The organism is Pseudomonas sp. TE3910, from assembly GCF_056279025.1.
The window spans coordinates 3,285,646-3,302,325 of record NZ_JBWBQN010000001.1; the positions used below are offsets into that span (position 1 = coordinate 3,285,646).

Below are 16,680 nucleotides of genomic sequence, written 5' to 3' on the forward strand. Positions count from 1 at the left end.
CTCTGGAAAGGATGTTCCGCTAATTGAACCAGAACTGGCATGGCACACTGATTCGCCACATGTTGCTGTTGATCACGGTCTGCCTGCTGGCAGGCCTTGTCAGCGGCTATTATGGATGGAGCCTGGCGCTGGGCCTGGGGCTCTATCTGGGCTGGACCTTAAAGCAACTCCTGCGCCTGCACGAATGGCTGCGGCTGCATCAGGTCGACGAAGCGCCGCCCGATGGCTACGGCCTGTGGGGCGAGGTTTTCGATAGCATCTATCACCTGCAACGTCGCGATCAGCGCGTTCGCGGACGCCTGCAAGCGGTCATCGACCGCGTTCAGGAGTCGACCGCCGCACTGAAGGATGCGGTGATCATGCTCGACAGCGACGGTAACCTGGAGTGGTGGAACCGTGCCGCAGAAACCCTGCTGGGCCTCAAGACCCCACAGGACAGCGGCCAACCGGTCACCAACCTGGTTCGCCATCCTCGCTTCAAGGAGTACTTCGAACAGGAGAACTACCTTGAACCCTTGGAAATTCCCTCGCCGATCAATGACCGCCTGCGCGTGCAGCTGCACATAACCCGCTACGGCAACAACGAGCACTTGATGCTCGTGCGCGATGTCACCCGCATTCATCAGCTTGAACAGATGCGCAAGGACTTCGTCGCCAACGTGTCCCACGAACTGCGCACACCGCTGACGGTAATCGCCGGTTACCTGGAAACCCTGCTGGACAACGTCGAAGACGTCAACCCGCGCTGGGTACGGGCGCTGCAACAGATGCAGCAGCAAGGTGGGCGGATGCAAACCCTGCTCAACGACCTGCTGCTGCTCGCCAAGCTGGAAGCCACCGACTACCCCTCGGACAACCAACCGGTGGCGATCAATGCCCTGCTGCAGTCGATCAAAGCTGACGCCAAAGCCTTGTCCGGGCAACGCAACCAGAACATCACGCTGGAAACCGAAGGCGACGTGTACCTCAAAGGCAGCGAAGCAGAACTGCGCAGCGCCTTTTCCAACCTGATCTTCAACGCCGTGAAATACACCCCGGATGGCGGCCAGATCCGCATCCGCTGGTGGAGCGATAGCCAGGGTGCGCACCTGAGCGTGCAGGACTCCGGGATCGGCATCGACCCCAAGCACCTACCGCGCCTGACTGAGCGCTTCTACCGGGTCGACTCCAGCCGTGCCTCCAATACCGGCGGCACCGGCCTGGGCCTGGCAATCGTCAAGCATGTGCTGCTGCGCCATCGTGGTCGCCTGGAGATCAGCAGTGTCCTGGGCCACGGCAGCACCTTTACCTGCCATTTTGCGGCCACACAACTGGCCCTGCAAAACGCCTCCTGAACGCGCGCCACTAGGCATTTGCGCCTTCAGCCGCTACATTGGCCCACTTGCGCCGACAGAAGTCGGCGCAGCATCTCTCTATTTCTTCAGAAGACGGACCCCTTAAAAATCCATCATGGACCCTTCCGCTGGTTTTAGCCTCGCTTCACTTTTCGCCGATTTCGGCATGATTCTCTTCGCGCTGCTACTGGTTCTGCTCAACGGCTTCTTCGTTGCCGCCGAGTTCGCCATGGTCAAGCTGCGCTCGACCCGGGTCGAGGCCATCGCTGATAAGAATGGCTGGCGCGGGCACATCCTACGCACCGTACACAGCCAGCTGGACGCCTACCTATCGGCCTGCCAACTCGGCATCACCCTCGCCTCGCTGGGCCTGGGCTGGGTCGGTGAGCCGGCTTTCGCTCACCTGCTCGAACCCCTGCTGGGCGCCGTTGGCGTGCAGTCGCCAGAAGTGATCAAGGCGGTCTCGTTCTTCAGCGCCTTCTTTGTCATTTCCTACCTGCACATCGTGGTCGGTGAGCTGGCGCCAAAATCCTGGGCCATTCGCAAGCCTGAGCTGTTGTCGCTGTGGACAGCCGTGCCGCTGTACCTGTTCTACTGGACGATGTACCCGGCGATCTACCTGCTCAACGCCAGTGCCAACGCCATCCTGCGGATCGCTGGCCAAGGCGAGCCTGGGCCACACCATGAGCACCACTACAGCCGTGAAGAACTCAAGCTGATCCTGCACTCAAGCCGTGGGCAAGACCCAAGCGACCAAGGCATGCGCGTATTGGCCTCGGCAGTCGAGATGGGTGAGCTGGAAGTCGTCGACTGGGCAAACTCCCGGGAAGACATGGTCAGCCTGGAAGCCAACGCCCCCCTCAAGGACATCCTGGCGATGTTCCGCCGACACAAGTTCAGCCGCTACCCGGTCTATGACACGGAGCGTGGTGAATTTATCGGCCTGCTGCATATCAAGGACCTGCTGCTGGAACTGGCCGACCTGGATCATATTCCGGAGTCCTTCAACCTGGCCGAGCTGACCCGACCACTGGAGCGCGTTTCCCGGCATATGCCGCTGTCGCAACTGCTGGAGCAGTTCCGCCAGGGCGGTGCGCACTTCGCCCTGGTCGAGGAAGCCGACGGCAAGGTCATCGGCTACCTGACCATGGAAGACGTACTGGAAGTGCTGGTCGGCGATATTCAGGACGAGCACCGCAAGGCCGAACGCGGCATTCTCGCCTACCAACCGGGCAAACTGCTGGTGCGGGGCGATACGCCGTTGTTCAAGGTTGAACGCCTGCTTGGCGTTGACCTGGACCACATCGAAGCCGAAACGCTCGCCGGGTTGGTCTATGAGACCCTCAAGCGGGTACCGGAAGAGGAAGAAGTGCTGGAAGTCGAAGGCCTGCGAATCATCATCAAAAAGATGAAAGGGCCGAAGATCGTGCTGGCCAAGGTTCTCAAGCTCGACTGACCGCACTACGGGTTACCGGCAGGGTAACCCGCAGGATGGCCTGGTAGAACTGACCTGTAGGGCATGCAGCAGGCCCTACAGGCGTCGACGAGGCGGATCAGGCGCCGGGGGTGAAGTGCTTCTGCGCCGTACCCCGGGCAATCAGCCGCGAAACGTAGTCGAGCTTCTGCGCGTCCTGGTCGACGAAACGGAACGTAATCTGCAACCAGTCGCTGTCCGGCCTTGGCTCCAAGGCCGCTACCGCATGCAGGTAGCCGTTCAAGCGTGCGGTTTCAGCACTTTCGCCCTGCTCCAGGTCGAGCACCGCGCCTTCCAGCACTTGCGGCAGTGTCTCACTGCGGCGCACCACAATCAGGGCTTCCTTGAGGCTCAGGGCCTTGATCACACAGGGCTGAGTACCACTTGGCAAGCGCAGTTGGCCTTGACCACGACCGGCCGGAGCTGCCGCTTTGGCCTGTGGCGTGGGTGCATTGATCAGCGGCTTGGCTGGGGCAACCGCGGGTGCAGCCGTCGGCTTGACGGTTTCGGCCTTGCCGCCGGTCAGGGCGCTCAACGAATCATTGGCAAACGCGGAGTTGGCGCGGGTCGGCGCGCTGGACAGCAGTGCGTCGAGCTTGCCCACCTTGGACAAGGCTTTCTTGACCTTGGTCAGCAACTGCTCGTTCGTGAACGGCTTGCCGATAAAGTCCGAAACGCCAGCCTGGATAGCCTGGACAACGTTTTCTTTATCGCCACGGCTGGTCACCATGATGAAGGGCAACGCCTTCATCGACTCCTGCTGGCGACACCAGGTCAGCAGCTCAATACCCGACATTTCCGGCATTTCCCAGTCGCACAACACCAGGTCAAAGGCCTCTCGGGACAAGATTGCCTGAGCCTTGCGACCGTTGACCGCATCTTCGGTCACGATGCCGGGAAAGGCATTGCGCAGGCATTTCTTTACCAGATCGCGGATGAAGGGCGCATCATCCACCACCAAAACACTGACTTTACTCATCGCCACTCCTTTTCAACCCCGGCTAGCATAACGCTGACTGATGGCCATCTGCCAAAAACGGGTCACGCCGGGACTCTCTTGCGTTCGCGGGGTGCCACCTCACTTGCTCGACCGCAAACGAAAACGCCCGGCCAAGGCCGGGCGTTCATTCTCGGGGCAGTCTTACTTATCGTCCGATTTGCCGGGAACATTAGCCTTTTCGGCGCCGCCCTGAACCTCTTCTTTCATCCTTGCCAAGCCCAGATGGCGAACGTCGGTGCCGCGCACCAGATAAATCACCAGCTCGGCGATGTTGCGTGCGTGGTCACCGATACGCTCGAGCGAGCGCAAAGCCCAGATCACGCTCAATACCCGCGAAATAGAACGCGGGTCTTCCATCATGTAAGTCACCAGCTCGCGCAGCGCCGTTTTGTACTCACGGTCGATGGTCTTGTCGTACTGGGCCACCGACAACGCCAGGTCGGCGTCGAAGCGGGCGAAAGCGTCCAGCGCATCACGAACCATGTTACGCACCTGGTCGCCAATGTGACGTACTTCGACATAACCGCGTGGCGACTCGCCCTCTTCGCACAGCTGGATGGCTCGACGGGCGATCTTGGTCGATTCGTCACCAATGCGCTCCAGGTCAATCACCGACTTGGAAATGCTGATGATCAAACGCAGGTCGGAGGCAGCCGGCTGTCGACGGGCCAGAATGCGTACGCACTCTTCGTCGATGTTGCGCTCCATCTGGTTGATCTGCTCGTCCACCTCACGCACCTGCTGGGCAAGGCCCGAGTCGGCCTCGATCAGCGCGGTCACCGCGTCGTTGACCTGTTTCTCGACCAGGCCACCCATCGCCAGGAGGTGGCTGCGCACTTCTTCAAGCTCGGCGTTGAACTGCTGGGAGATGTGATGGGTAAGGCTGTCTTTATCGATCATGGAGAATCCTTGGGGCATCCGGTGAATACGGTCAGGCGGCGTTCAGGCGCTGAGCCCTAGCCATAGCGACCGGTGATGTAGTCTTCGGTCTGTTTCTTCGCCGGGTTGGTGAACAGGGTGTCGGTATCACCAAACTCGACCAGTTTGCCCATGTACATGAACGCGGTGTAGTCCGATACCCGTGCAGCCTGTTGCATGTTGTGGGTGACGATCACGATGGTGTACTTGGATTTCAGTTCGTAGATCAGCTCTTCGACCTTCAGCGTGGAGATCGGGTCGAGTGCCGAACACGGTTCGTCGAGCAGCAAGACTTCCGGCTCAACGGCGATGGTACGGGCAATCACCAGACGCTGCTGCTGACCACCGGACAAACCCAGCGCCGACTCATGCAGGCGATCCTTGACCTCATCCCACAGTGCGGCGCCCTTGAGCGCCCACTCAACGGCCTCGTCGAGCACACGCTTCTTGTTGATGCCCTGAATACGCAGGCCGTAGACCACGTTCTCATAGATGGTCTTGGGGAACGGGTTCGGCTTCTGGAACACCATGCCGACGCGACGACGCAGCTCGGCGACATCCTCGCCCTTGCGGTAGATGTTGTTGCCATACAGGTTGATCGCGCCTTCGACACGGCAACCGTCGACCAGATCGTTCATCCGGTTGAAGGTTCGCAGCAGGGTCGACTTGCCGCAACCGGACGGGCCGATGAAGGCAGTAACGCGCTGCTTGGGAATATTCATGCTGACGTCAAACAGTGCCTGCTTCTCGCCGTAGTACAGGCTCAAACCCGGCACTTCGATGGCCACGGTTTCTTCCGCCAGGCGCAGGCTCTGCTTGTCGCGACCCAGGGCCGACATATCGATGCCGTGGGCGTGGGATTCATGCTGCATGGTTAGACTCCATACGCTATCAATTTCGTTTCATCGAACCGCCCGGCGACCGGGCGGCACTTGCAATTCAGGGGGCTGTCGATCAGCTGTCCAGCGCCTTGTACTTCTCGCGCAGGTGGTTACGGATCCACACCGCCGAAAGGTTGAGGGTGGCGATCACCAGCACCAGCAACAGGGCGGTGGCGTACACCAGCGGCCGCGCGGCCTCGACGTTCGGGCTCTGGAAGCCCACGTCATAGATGTGGAAGCCCAGGTGCATGATCTTCTGGTCCAGGTGCAGGTACGGGTAGTTACCGTCCACTGGCAACGACGGCGCCAGTTTCACCACACCTACCAGCATCAGCGGCGCCACCTCACCGGCGGCACGCGCAACGGCGAGGATCATGCCGGTCATCATCGCCGGGCTGGCCATTGGCAGAACGATCTTCCACAGCGTTTCGGCCTTGGTCGCACCGAGGGCCAACGAGCCCTCACGCACGGTACGCGGGATACGCGCCAGGCCTTCTTCGGTAGCCACGATCACCACCGGCACGGCCAGCAGGGCCAGGGTCAGCGAGGCCCACAGCAGGCCTGGAGTACCCAAGGTTGGCGCCGGCAGGGCTTCAGGGAAGAACAGCCGGTCGATCGAGCCACCCAGCACGTAGACGAAGAAGCCCAAGCCGAACACACCGTAGACGATCGCCGGAACACCCGCCAGGTTGTTCACCGCAATACGGATCAAGCGCGTGACCGGGCCCTGACGTGCATATTCACGCAGGTACACCGCCGCCAGTACGCCGAACGGCGTGACGATCACGGCCATGATCAGGGTCATCATCACCGTACCGAAGATCGCCGGGAAGATCCCGCCCTCAGTGTTGGCTTCACGCGGGTCGTCGCTCAAAAACTCCCAGACCTTTGCGAAGTAGGTGCCCAGCTTGGTAAAGGTACCCATGCCGTTTGGCTGATAGGCATGCACCACCTTGTCCAGGTTGATCTCTACTTCGCGACCATTACCATCACGGGCAACCAGACTGTCGCGGCTGAACTCGCGATGCAGCGCGCCCAAGCGGTCCTCAACGGCCTTGTAGCGGCTGTCCAGCTCGGCGCGCTCGGCGTCCATGTCCGCCTGAGCAGCGGCGTCCAGCTTGCCATCAAGCTCAAGTTTACGGCTGTGAAGGCGCAGGCGCTCCAGGCCATGGTTGATCGCACCGATGTCTTTCTTCTCAAGGGTCTGCAGGTCGCCGGCCAGTTTGCTGGCACGCTTGAGGCGCGCTTGCAGCTCGCCCCAGGCCGCTTGACCTTCGGCGACAACCTTGCCGTTTTCCTTGACGCTGACCAGGTAGCCGTAGAAGTTGCCCCACTCGCGGCGTTCCAGAGCGATCAGTTCGGCGGGGGTGGTTTGATCCACCAGCCAGTCACCGACCACCCAGGTGAAGTCGCTGCCATTGAGGTCGCGATTACCGACCTTGATCAGCTCGCGGGTCATGAACTCCGGGCCGTTGTCCGGCACCGGCAGACCGGCGCCCTTCAAACGTGCCAGCGGCACCTCTTCCTTCTGTACCACTTCACCGATGACCACATGATCAGCCTGGCCCGGCACCTTATAGGTGGCCTGGATCAGGTCGGCCGGCCAGAAGTGGCCTAGGCCACGCACGGCGATCACCGCCAGCAGGCCCACGGTCATGATCACCGCAATGGCGACCGCGCCACCGCTGATCCAGACGCCAGGGGCGCCGCTCTTGAACCAGCTTTTGAGGGAATCCTTTTTCACGGATCTCTACCTTCCTATCAAAGCGACGAGTATTTCTTGCGCAGACGCTGGCGAATCAGCTCGGCCAAGGTGTTCATCACGAAGGTGAACATCAGCAGTACCAGCGCGGCGAGGAACAGCACGCGGTAATGGCTGCCACCGACTTCCGATTCCGGCATCTCCACCGCGACGTTGGCCGCCAGGGTGCGCATACCTTCAAACAGGTTCAGTTCCATGACCGGGGTGTTACCCGTGGCCATCAGCACGATCATGGTTTCACCGACCGCACGGCCCATACCGATCATCAGCGCCGAGAAGATCCCCGGGCTGGCGGTCAGGATGACCACACGGGTCAGGGTCTGCCACGGCGTGGCGCCCAGCGCCAAGGAACCCAGGGTCAGGCTGCGTGGCACGCTGAACACGGCGTCTTCGGCAATCGAGTAGATGTTCGGGATCACCGCGAAGCCCATGGCGATACCAACTACCAGGGCGTTGCGCTGGTCGTAGGTGATGCCCAGGTCGTTGCTGATCCAAAGGCGCATGTCGCCGCCGAACCACCAGGTTTCGATGAACGGACTCATGTACAGGGCGAACCAGCCGGTGAACAGGATCACCGGGATCAGGATCGCTGCTTCCCAGCCATCTGGCACACGCAGGCGCAGCGATTCCGGCAGGCGGCTCCAGGCGAAGCCGGCCAGCAGGATGCCGATCGGCATCAGCAGGAAGAGGCTGAAGACACCCGGCAGGTGGCCTTCAAGGTACGGTGCGAGGAACAGGCCGGCGAAGAAGCCGAGGATCACCGTCGGCATCGCTTCCATCAGCTCAATCACCGGCTTGACCTTGCGGCGCATGCCTGGGGCCATGAAGTAGGCGGTGTAAATCGCTGCGGCAATAGCCAAGGGTGCCGCCAGGATCATCGCATAGAACGCGGCCTTGAGGGTACCGAAGGTCAGTGGCGAAAGGCTCAACTTAGGCTCGAAGTCGGTGTTCGAAGCAGTCGACTGCCAGACGTACTTGGGCTCGTCGTAGTTCTCGTACCAGACCTTGCTCCACAGCGCGCTCCAGGATACTTCCGGGTGCGGGTTCTTCAGGCTCAAGGGCAGCAGCTTGCCGCCTTCTTCGATGAAGATGCGGTTGGCCCGCGGCGACAGGGCGAGGATGCCTGCGCCCTCGGCAGCAGGCTCGACCAGCAGGGTGCGGTGCGCGGTGCTGTGGAACACGCCGAGCTTGCCCGAGCTGTCCAGGGCGATGAAGCCTTTGCGGCGATCTTCGGCGTCTATCTGGACTACGGGTGCAGTGCCCATCTGGAAGCTACGAATCAGCTTGAAGCGCTGCTCGCCATCCGGATCGCGGGCCATGAACCACTGGCTCAGGCCACCCTTGGAGTCACCGAAGACCAGCGATATACCGCCGACCAGTTGGGCACTGGCAGTGATCTCGGCCTGGCCATCGTCGAGCAGCTTGTAGCGACCATTAAGACTCTTGTCGCGCAGGCTGAACACATCGGCCTGGGCGCGACCGTTAACCACATACAACCATTGCTGACGCGGGTCGATGAAGATCGCCTTCACCGGCTCGGTCATCTGCGGCAGGTCGATGCGGTTCTGCTCGCTGGTGACCTCACCGGTCATCATGTTCTCTTCGCGAGTCAGCTGGGTCACCAGCAGTTGCGAGCCGTGCGAGCCTGCCACCGTTATGGTCTCGCCGTTGACGTTGACGCTGACGTGCTCAAGTGCGCGGCCCTGCTCGTCGAGCACGAACGGCTCTTGGCCATACGGGAAGTCGATGCCAGGGGTGATGGTCTTCTTGTTGTCCGGATAGGTGATCTTGTAGGCGTGGTGGAATACCACGGCCTGACCGTTGGACAAGCCCAGCACGATCAGCGAGCTACCCGGCTGGTCGGTACTGATCGAAGTCACCTGGGTGCCGGCCGGCACGGGCAGGTCGACGCGGTTGATTTCAGCACCGGTCTTGGTGTCGAAGAACAGCGCCTGGCCCTTGTCGGACACACGCATACCGACGAGGTTTTGCTCCTCAAGAGCAATCATCAGCGGTTTGCCGGCATCCTGCTGCAGCCAGGTCGGCTCCATGGCTTTCTTACTGGTCAGCTCGGCGCCCTGAAACAGTGGCAGCACGACATAAGCCAGATAGAAAAAGATCAGGGTGATCGCCGCCAGCACGGCAAGCCCGCCTACCAGTACATACCAGCGGGTCAGGCGATCCTTGAACGCACGCATCTTGCGCTTGCGTTGCAACTCGGGCGCATTGAAATCAATCCGCACGGGGGGAGAATTTTGGGTCATGGTGGAGTTGGCCAGATCATTCATGCGCACACCCTAGCGGTCCCGTATTACAAAAACATGACAGTGCATTGACGCAAAAAAGCCCGCCGCTCAGGAGTTCTGGCTTCGGACCGGGAATGGGTGGGAGGGCTAGCCGTAGGCCAGCCCTCACCGGGGTCTCACTTACTTCTTGGCAACGTTACCGTTGTGCGACAGACCGAGATCCGCCATGGCCTTGTCGACCACTTTCTTCGGCAGCGGGATGTAACCATCTTTCACTACGACCTGCTGGCCAGCTTGCGACAGGACCAGCTTGATGAACTCGGCGTCCAGCGGGGCCAGAGGCTTGTTCGGGGCCTTGTTGACGTAAACGTAGAGGAAGCGCGACAGCGGGTAGGTGCCGTTCAGGGCGTTGCTTTCGTTGTCTTCAACGAACTCGCCGCCTTCTTTCTTGGCCAGGGCTACAGTCTTGACGCTGGCGGTTTTGTAGCCGATGCCCGAGTAACCGATGCCGTTCAGCGAGCTGCTGATCGACTGCACGACCGAAGCCGAGCCTGGCTGTTCGTTGACGTTAGGCTTGAAGTCGCCTTTGCACAGGGCTTCTTCCTTGAAGTAGCCGTAGGTGCCGGACACCGAGTTACGACCGAACAACTGAACCGGCTTGTTGGCCAGGTCGCCGGTCACACCCAGGTCACCCCAGGTTTTGACATCGTTCTTGCCACCGCACAGGCGAGTCGACGAGAAGATCGCATCGACCTGAGCCATGGTCAGACCCTTGATCGGGTTGTCCTTGTGCACGAAGACAGCCAGGGCATCAACAGCAACCGGGATTGCGGTTGGCTTGTAGCCATACTTCTGCTCGAACGCCTGCAGCTCGACGTCCTTCATCTTGCGGCTCATCGGGCCCAGGTTAGCGGTGCCTTCAGTCAGTGCAGGCGGTGCGGTGGAGGAACCGGCAGCCTGAATCTGAATGTTCACGTTCGGGTATTCTTTTTTGTAGGCTTCAGCCCACAGGGTCATCAGGTTGGCCAGGGTATCGGAACCGACGCTGGAGAGGTTGCCCGACACGCCAGTGGTTTTGACGTAAGTCGGAATAGCAGGGTCAACAGCGGCAACCGCATTAGCGGTGGCAACGCCAGCGGCGGCAAACGTCAGGGCCGCCATCAAACGCTTCAGTTTCATGCCTTGCTCCTAGCAGGAATTGGGGTTGAGATGAATCGGGCCCCAGTATCTGCAGGGCATATGACCACTCTATGAAGTGAATATGACAATTAGATGAATGGCCATCACCACTCAGGCAGGAAGGCCTTTTCAAAATGTAACGACTGCTGGGCTAGAGCGCTTTCAGCGCTTCGTTGCCAGTAAATAGCAACCCACCAGCAGACCAATGGTGCAAATACCGGCCACGTAATAGGACGGGCCCATGGGGCTGAGCTTGAGCAGATAGGTCACGACCATCGGCGTCAGGCCACCAAAAATGGCGTACGCCAGGTTGTAGGAGAAGGACAGGCCACTGAACCGCACCACGGGCGGAAACGCCCGTACCATCACATAAGGCACTGCACCGACGATGCCGACGCACAACCCGGTCAGTGCATACATCGGAAACAGCCACTCGGGATGGGTCGCCAGGCTGTGATAAAACGCCCATGAGCTGGCCAGCAGGCACAGGCTGCCCACCACGAACACCCGCCCGGCACCGAAGCGATCAGCGAGCATGCCGGCGGCGACACAGCCGAAGCTGAGCAGGACAATGGCCAGACTATTGGCCTGCAGCGCAACGGTCATGGGAATACCGTAGACCGTCTCCAGCACGGTCGGGGTCATCAGGATCACCACGATGATGCCCGCCGACAGCAGCCAGGTCAGCAACATCGACAGGATGATGGCACTGCGGTGATCACGCAGCACCGCACGCAGCGGCACTTCTTCGGCCAACGCCTGGCGCGCCTTCATCTCGGCGAACACCGGGGTTTCGTGCAACCAGCGACGCAGATAGACCGAAAACAGACCAAACACACCCCCCAGCAGGAACGGAATCCGCCAAGCGTAGTCAGACAGTTCCTGCTCACTGTAGAGGCTGCTAATCAGGGTAGCCACCAGCGAGCCGAGCAGAATGCCGGAGGTCAGCCCCGCCGTGAGGGTGCCGCAGGCATAGCCGGTATTGCGTGCCGGGACATGCTCGGAGACGAACACCCAGGCGCCTGGGACTTCGCCACCGATGGCCGCGCCCTGGATCACCCGCATCAACAACAGCAGGATCGGCGCCCACATGCCAATCTGCGCGTAGGTCGGGAGCAAGCCCATGATCAGTGTCGGCACAGACATCATGAAGATGCTCAGGGTGAACATCTTCTTGCGCCCCAACAGGTCACCGAAGTGTGCCATGACGATACCGCCCAGTGGGCGTGCCAGGTAGCCGGCAGCAAAGATGCCGAAGGTCTGCATCAGGCGCAGCCATTCAGGCATGTCAGCGGGGAAGAACAAGTGGCCGACCACTTTGGCGAAGAACACAAAGATAATGAAGTCGTAGAACTCCAGCGCACCACCCAGGGCGGAAAGCGACAAGGTCTTGTAGTCACTGCGAGTCAGCGGCCGCGAGGGCTGCGCGATACTGGTGGGCACGGAGGTCATCGACGCGTCTCTTATTGATGGTTAAAGCGGCAACAGCGCTGGTTGCAGCCAGGGAAAAATGTTGGATCCGAGGCAATTTGCTTGAAAACGTACAGGATGTACACATTCACGACAGATAATGGTGACCGTATGGTCGTCGCTGCACGCGAGGCTCTATATACTGGCCCCATGCAGGAAAAGGCTACGCCTTATGGAGGATGTTGTGCGAAAGCGCCGCTGAATATACTTAGTCGGTTTCGCAGAGTTTCCTTTCGCCGCCTGGCTAAAGCGAACGCAGCGTAGCGTGCGTATGCTGAATCGTTTGTCGAGGCGTCCACACTGCGCTAACCAATGAAGCGTCACGGGTCAGAGGCTACCCCGGCATGATTGAACTCGAACAAGAAGATCCTATCCCGCAAGGCGACCTGGCCCTGCAAATCACTGCATTGCCACGTGAAACCAACGGTTTCGGCGATATCTATGGCGGCTGGCTGGTCGCCCAGATGGACCTCGCCGGCACGGCCATGGCCAGCCGTGTTGCAGGAGGCCGCGTGGCTACCGTCGCAATTGATCGCATGGCCTTCCTGGTGCCTGTCGCCGTCGGCGCACAACTGTCCTTCTATACCCAGACCCTGGAGATCGGCCGCAGCTCGATCCAGATGATGGTCGAAGTGTGGAGCGATGATCCGCTGTCCAGCGAATGGCGCAAGGTCACCGAAGCGGTGTTCGTCTTCGTTGCCATCGACGGCAGCGGTCGCACCCGCTCGGTTCCACCTCGTCGCTGAGCGGCTGGCGCGGTACACTCGGCGGTAGACGAGAGGTCAACGACCTTACGGCAACCGAACGAGATCAGACGCATGTCCACACCCAAGGTAGAGTCGGAAAAACACGGCGAGCTCAACTGCTGGCGCATCACCAGCGACAGCGCTGAGCTACTGATCGCCCAGCAGGGTGCCCAGGTGCTGAGCTACCAACGGGTTGGCGAGCCGCCGCTGCTGTGGTTGAGCGACCAGGCCCTGTTCAAGCAGGGCAAATCGGTACGCGCAGGCGTGCCGGTATGCTGGCCCTGGTTTGGCAACCTGGCGCGCAACCCGCAAAGCGTGCAGGCCATGTACCAGGCCAGTGAGGCGCCCGCCCACGGCCTGGCTCGTGGGCGCGACTGGCAACTGTTGGGCATCGACAACAGCAGCACTGAGCTGCGTATCGACTTCACCCTGCCGCAAGCCCTGGGCCACCTGCCCGGCTGGCCACATACCGTCGCGTTGAACCTGAGCATCGTCATGGGCGAGCAACTCAACCTGACCTTGTGCAGCGAAAACCTGGGTAGCGACCCCGTCACCATCAGCCAGGCGCTGCACAGCTACTTCGCGGTCAGTGATGTACGCCAGGTTCGGGTCGAAGGCGTGGCCGGGCTGAACTACATCGAAACGCTGGCCAACTGGGAGCAGCGCAACCAACAGGGCGACCTGGGTTTTGCCGGGGAAACCGACCGCATCTACCTACAGGCACCTGAGCAACTGAGCATTGTCGACCCGGCCTGGAACCGTCGCATCCTGTTGCGCAGCAGTGGCTCGCGCTCGGCCGTCATCTGGAACCCCTGGACCGACCGCGCCGCCGAGCTGATCGACATGGCCAACGATGGCTGGCAGCGCATGCTGTGCATCGAGACGGCGAATGTCTGGGACGATCTCGTGCAACTGGCACCAGGCGCCCGTCACACCTTGAGCCTGAGTATCGGCAGCGAGCCGCTCTAAACCCGGACTACTGTGGGCGTTGGCTTGCCAACGCCATCAAAGGTCAGCGTCCGTCACCACCCGTACCTGCCCGGCGTCCAGCGCATAGGCTGCATCCGCCAGGTCGTTGCTGACCTTCTCGACCGTCAACGTGCCTGTAACCCATAACGGCGTGTAGATATCGTCCAGTTTCAAGCCTTTGGGGTAACGCACCAGTACCAGCTGGTTCGGTGGCGGTGGCGGCACATGAATGCAGGCACCTGGGTAGGGCACCAGGAAAAACAAGGTGCTTTTGCCTTTGGCATCGGTTTCCAGAGGTACCGGATAGCCACCCAGGCGGATGTGCTTGCCGTTCATGGACGCAACGGTCTTGCTCGAGTACATCACCGCTGGCAGTCCCTTGCTTTGCTTCAAGCCGCCCTTGTTGCTGAACGTGCCATTGGCTTCGGGAGAGTTGTGGTCAATTTCGGGCATTTCCTCAAGCGCCTTCTGGTCCGACTTGGGCATCAGCTCCAACCAGTCGGTTTCCGGCAACTCGGCATGGGCCAGGCCACTGCAAAACAGGAGAGCACACAGGAAAATACGGCGCATGAAAAACTCGGCAACAAGGGGAACGTAAGTTGCCGAGCATTCTAGCCTGACGTCAGTTCTTTTTGATGAAACCGAAGATCAGCAGCAGCACAATCGCACCGACCAGCGCGCCGAAAAACCCTGCCCCCTCGCCAGCATGGTAGATCCCCAAGGCCTGGCCACCATAGGTGGCAGCCACGGATCCACAGATGCCGAGCACAATCGTCATGATCCAGCCCATGTTGTCGTCGCCTGGCTTGAGGAAGCGTGCCAGCAGACCCACGACCAGGCCGATGAAGATAGTTCCAATGATGCCCATGGCGATCCCTCTGAAGTGCGTGCATTGGCCAAAGCCTAGTCAGCGCTTTGGCATCCTGCCATCAGAGGGACGCGGGAGCAGGAAGGTTCCGCTCAAGCGGAAATCAATGCTTCAACCTGCTGGATTTTCTGCTCGAGCGTGGCCTTGTCGGCACAACGCAGGGTGGCGTGGCCAACCTTGCGTCCGGCCTTGAAGGCTTTGCCGTAGTGATGCAGATGGCAGTCGTCGATAGCGATGACCTGCTCCACCGCCGGCACTTCGCCGATGAAATTGAGCATGGCGCTTTCGCCGACCTTGTCGGTCGAACCCAGTGGCAGGCCCGCAACGGCGCGCAGGTGGTTCTCGAACTGGCTGCACTCGGCGCCTTCGATGGTCCAGTGCCCGGAGTTGTGAACCCGCGGCGCGATTTCGTTGGCTTTCAGGCCGCCATCCACCTCGAAGAACTCGAACGCCAGCACACCCACGTAGTCGAGGTGCTTCAGTACACGCCCGGCGTAGTCTTGCGCCAACGCCTGCAATGGATGCTCGCTGCTGGCAACCGACAAGCGCAGGATGCCGCTCTCGTGAGTGTTGTGGACCAGCGGGTAGAAACGGGTTTCACCGTCACGGGCGCGCACGGCGATCAACGAGACTTCACCCGTAAATGGCACAAAGCCTTCCAACAGGCACGGCACGCTACCCAGTTCGGCGAAAGTACCCACTACATCGGCTGCAGTTCGCAGTACTTTCTGGCCTTTTCCGTCATAACCCAAGGTACGGGTTTTCAGCACTGCAGGCAGGCCGATGCTGGCCACCGCGGCGTCGAGGTCGGCTTGCGACTGGATATCGGCGAAGGATGGGGTTGGAATACCCAGGTCCTTGAACATGCTCTTCTCGAACCAGCGATCACGCGCAATACGCAGGGATTCGGCGCTTGGGTAAACCGGTACGAACTGCGACAGAAACGCGACGGTTTCGGCTGGCACGCTTTCGAACTCGAACGTTACCAGATCGACTTCGTCGGCCAATTGGCGCAAGTGGTCCTGGTCACCGTAATCGGCGCGCAGGTGCTCGCCCAACGACGCAGCACAGGCGTCCGGTGCAGGGTCAAGGAAAGCGAAATTCATGCCCAGCGGAGTGCCTGCCAGGGCCAACATGCGGCCCAACTGGCCGCCACCGATTACACCGATTTTCATGCTCGTGACCTCAGGCCTGGCGTGGATCTGGATTGTCCAGAACGCTGTCTGTCTGCTCGGCGCGGAACTGCTTCAGCACGGCGTGGAACTGAGGGTGCTTGGCCCCCAGGATGCTCGCTGAAAGCAACGCGGCATTGATCGCACCGGCCTTGCCGATAGCCAGGGTTGCCACCGGAATACCGGCTGGCATCTGCACGATCGACAGCAACGAGTCGACACCCGAGAGCATCGAGGACTGCACAGGCACACCCAAAACCGGCAGGTGAGTCTTGGCAGCGCACATGCCCGGCAGGTGGGCTGCGCCCCCTGCACCGGCGATGATCACCTCGATGCCACGGCCCTCAGCTTCTTCGGCATACTGGAACAGCAGGTCCGGCGTGCGATGGGCGGAGACCACCTTCACTTCGTAGGGAATGCCGAGTTTTTCCAGCATATCGGCGGTGTGGCTAAGGGTGGACCAATCGGACTTGGAGCCCATGATCACGCCAACCAGTGCACTCATCGTCGAGCCTCTTCTCTTGGGCGCCTTCAGGCGCGTCAAAAAACAACAAGCCACGCGGGACGACCGGCGTGGCTTGTTATGCGAATTCATTGGCAGGTGGGACCGGCCAAGGGCCGCGCAGTATACCGTAAAGCAGCCAGAAGAAAGCCCCCTTGC

General features: G+C 60.6%; 15 protein-coding genes. 4 read left to right on the forward strand and 11 right to left on the reverse strand.

The annotated features are described in order from the left end of the window. Positions 1-59: 59 nt before the first annotated feature. Positions 60-1,334, forward strand: coding sequence for a phosphate regulon sensor histidine kinase PhoR (gene phoR / locus ACZ9H3_RS15070; RefSeq protein WP_256587647.1), 1,275 nt, complete (start codon positions 60-62; stop codon positions 1,332-1,334). Between the two features lie 115 nt (positions 1,335-1,449). Continuing rightward, positions 1,450-2,790, forward strand: coding sequence for a hemolysin family protein (locus tag ACZ9H3_RS15075; protein WP_065758126.1), 1,341 nt, complete (start codon positions 1,450-1,452; stop codon positions 2,788-2,790). Positions 2,791-2,887: 97 nt separating this feature from the next. Here the strand turns inward: ACZ9H3_RS15075 and ACZ9H3_RS15080 are convergent, their stop codons facing one another. The 7 genes from ACZ9H3_RS15080 to ACZ9H3_RS15110 form a co-directional block, all read right to left on the reverse strand. Further along, positions 2,888-3,787, reverse strand: a complete 900-nt coding sequence (locus ACZ9H3_RS15080) for a response regulator (RefSeq protein ID WP_065758125.1) — start codon at positions 3,785-3,787, stop codon at positions 2,888-2,890. Positions 3,788-3,949: 162 nt separating this feature from the next. Continuing rightward, entirely contained in the window at positions 3,950-4,708 is a 759-nt protein-coding gene (phoU, locus tag ACZ9H3_RS15085) for a phosphate signaling complex protein PhoU (protein WP_065758124.1), read from the reverse strand. 56 nt (positions 4,709-4,764) lie between these two features. Continuing rightward, a complete protein-coding gene (gene pstB / locus ACZ9H3_RS15090; protein ID WP_065758123.1) occupies positions 4,765-5,598 on the reverse strand; it encodes a phosphate ABC transporter ATP-binding protein PstB in 834 nt (277 codons plus the stop codon). An 82-nt stretch (positions 5,599-5,680) separates the two neighbouring features. After that, positions 5,681-7,351 (reverse strand): phosphate ABC transporter permease PstA, encoded by a 1,671-nt coding sequence (pstA, locus tag ACZ9H3_RS15095; RefSeq protein WP_099776380.1) that lies wholly within the window; start codon positions 7,349-7,351, stop codon positions 5,681-5,683. Between the two features lie 17 nt (positions 7,352-7,368). Beyond that, positions 7,369-9,657 (reverse strand): ABC transporter permease subunit, encoded by a 2,289-nt coding sequence (locus tag ACZ9H3_RS15100; protein WP_099776381.1) that lies wholly within the window; start codon positions 9,655-9,657, stop codon positions 7,369-7,371. A gap of 138 nt (positions 9,658-9,795) precedes the next feature. After that, on the reverse strand, positions 9,796-10,794 hold the full coding sequence (locus ACZ9H3_RS15105; RefSeq protein ID WP_099776383.1) for a phosphate ABC transporter substrate-binding protein PstS: 999 nt from the start codon (positions 10,792-10,794) through the stop codon (positions 9,796-9,798). A 162-nt stretch (positions 10,795-10,956) separates the two neighbouring features. Beyond that, positions 10,957-12,246 carry an MFS transporter gene (locus ACZ9H3_RS15110; protein WP_065758119.1) on the reverse strand — a complete coding sequence of 430 codons (1,290 nt, stop codon included), beginning with the start codon at positions 12,244-12,246 and terminating at the stop codon, positions 10,957-10,959. A gap of 362 nt (positions 12,247-12,608) precedes the next feature. Between ACZ9H3_RS15110 and ACZ9H3_RS15115 the strand changes: the two genes are divergently transcribed. Together ACZ9H3_RS15115 and ACZ9H3_RS15120 are read left to right on the forward strand one after the other, a co-directional pair. After that, on the forward strand, positions 12,609-13,010 hold the full coding sequence (locus ACZ9H3_RS15115) for an acyl-CoA thioesterase (protein WP_065758118.1): 402 nt from the start codon (positions 12,609-12,611) through the stop codon (positions 13,008-13,010). A 72-nt stretch (positions 13,011-13,082) separates the two neighbouring features. After that, positions 13,083-13,979 (forward strand): D-hexose-6-phosphate mutarotase, encoded by an 897-nt coding sequence (locus ACZ9H3_RS15120; RefSeq protein WP_330522476.1) that lies wholly within the window; start codon positions 13,083-13,085, stop codon positions 13,977-13,979. Positions 13,980-14,015: 36 nt separating this feature from the next. Here the strand turns inward: ACZ9H3_RS15120 and ACZ9H3_RS15125 are convergent, their stop codons facing one another. The 4 genes from ACZ9H3_RS15125 to purE all read right to left on the reverse strand — a co-directional run bounded on the left by ACZ9H3_RS15125 (position 14,016) and on the right by purE (position 16,524). Continuing rightward, a complete protein-coding gene (locus ACZ9H3_RS15125; RefSeq protein WP_065758116.1) occupies positions 14,016-14,549 on the reverse strand; it encodes a DUF3299 domain-containing protein in 534 nt (177 codons plus the stop codon). 52 nt (positions 14,550-14,601) lie between these two features. Further along, entirely contained in the window at positions 14,602-14,847 is a 246-nt protein-coding gene (locus ACZ9H3_RS15130) for a GlsB/YeaQ/YmgE family stress response membrane protein (RefSeq protein ID WP_065758115.1), read from the reverse strand. A gap of 92 nt (positions 14,848-14,939) precedes the next feature. Continuing rightward, positions 14,940-16,022 carry a 5-(carboxyamino)imidazole ribonucleotide synthase gene (locus tag ACZ9H3_RS15135; RefSeq protein ID WP_065758114.1) on the reverse strand — a complete coding sequence of 361 codons (1,083 nt, stop codon included), beginning with the start codon at positions 16,020-16,022 and terminating at the stop codon, positions 14,940-14,942. Positions 16,023-16,032: 10 nt separating this feature from the next. Beyond that, positions 16,033-16,524, reverse strand: coding sequence for a 5-(carboxyamino)imidazole ribonucleotide mutase (gene purE, locus ACZ9H3_RS15140; protein ID WP_065758113.1), 492 nt, complete (start codon positions 16,522-16,524; stop codon positions 16,033-16,035). Positions 16,525-16,680 lie beyond the last annotated feature (156 nt).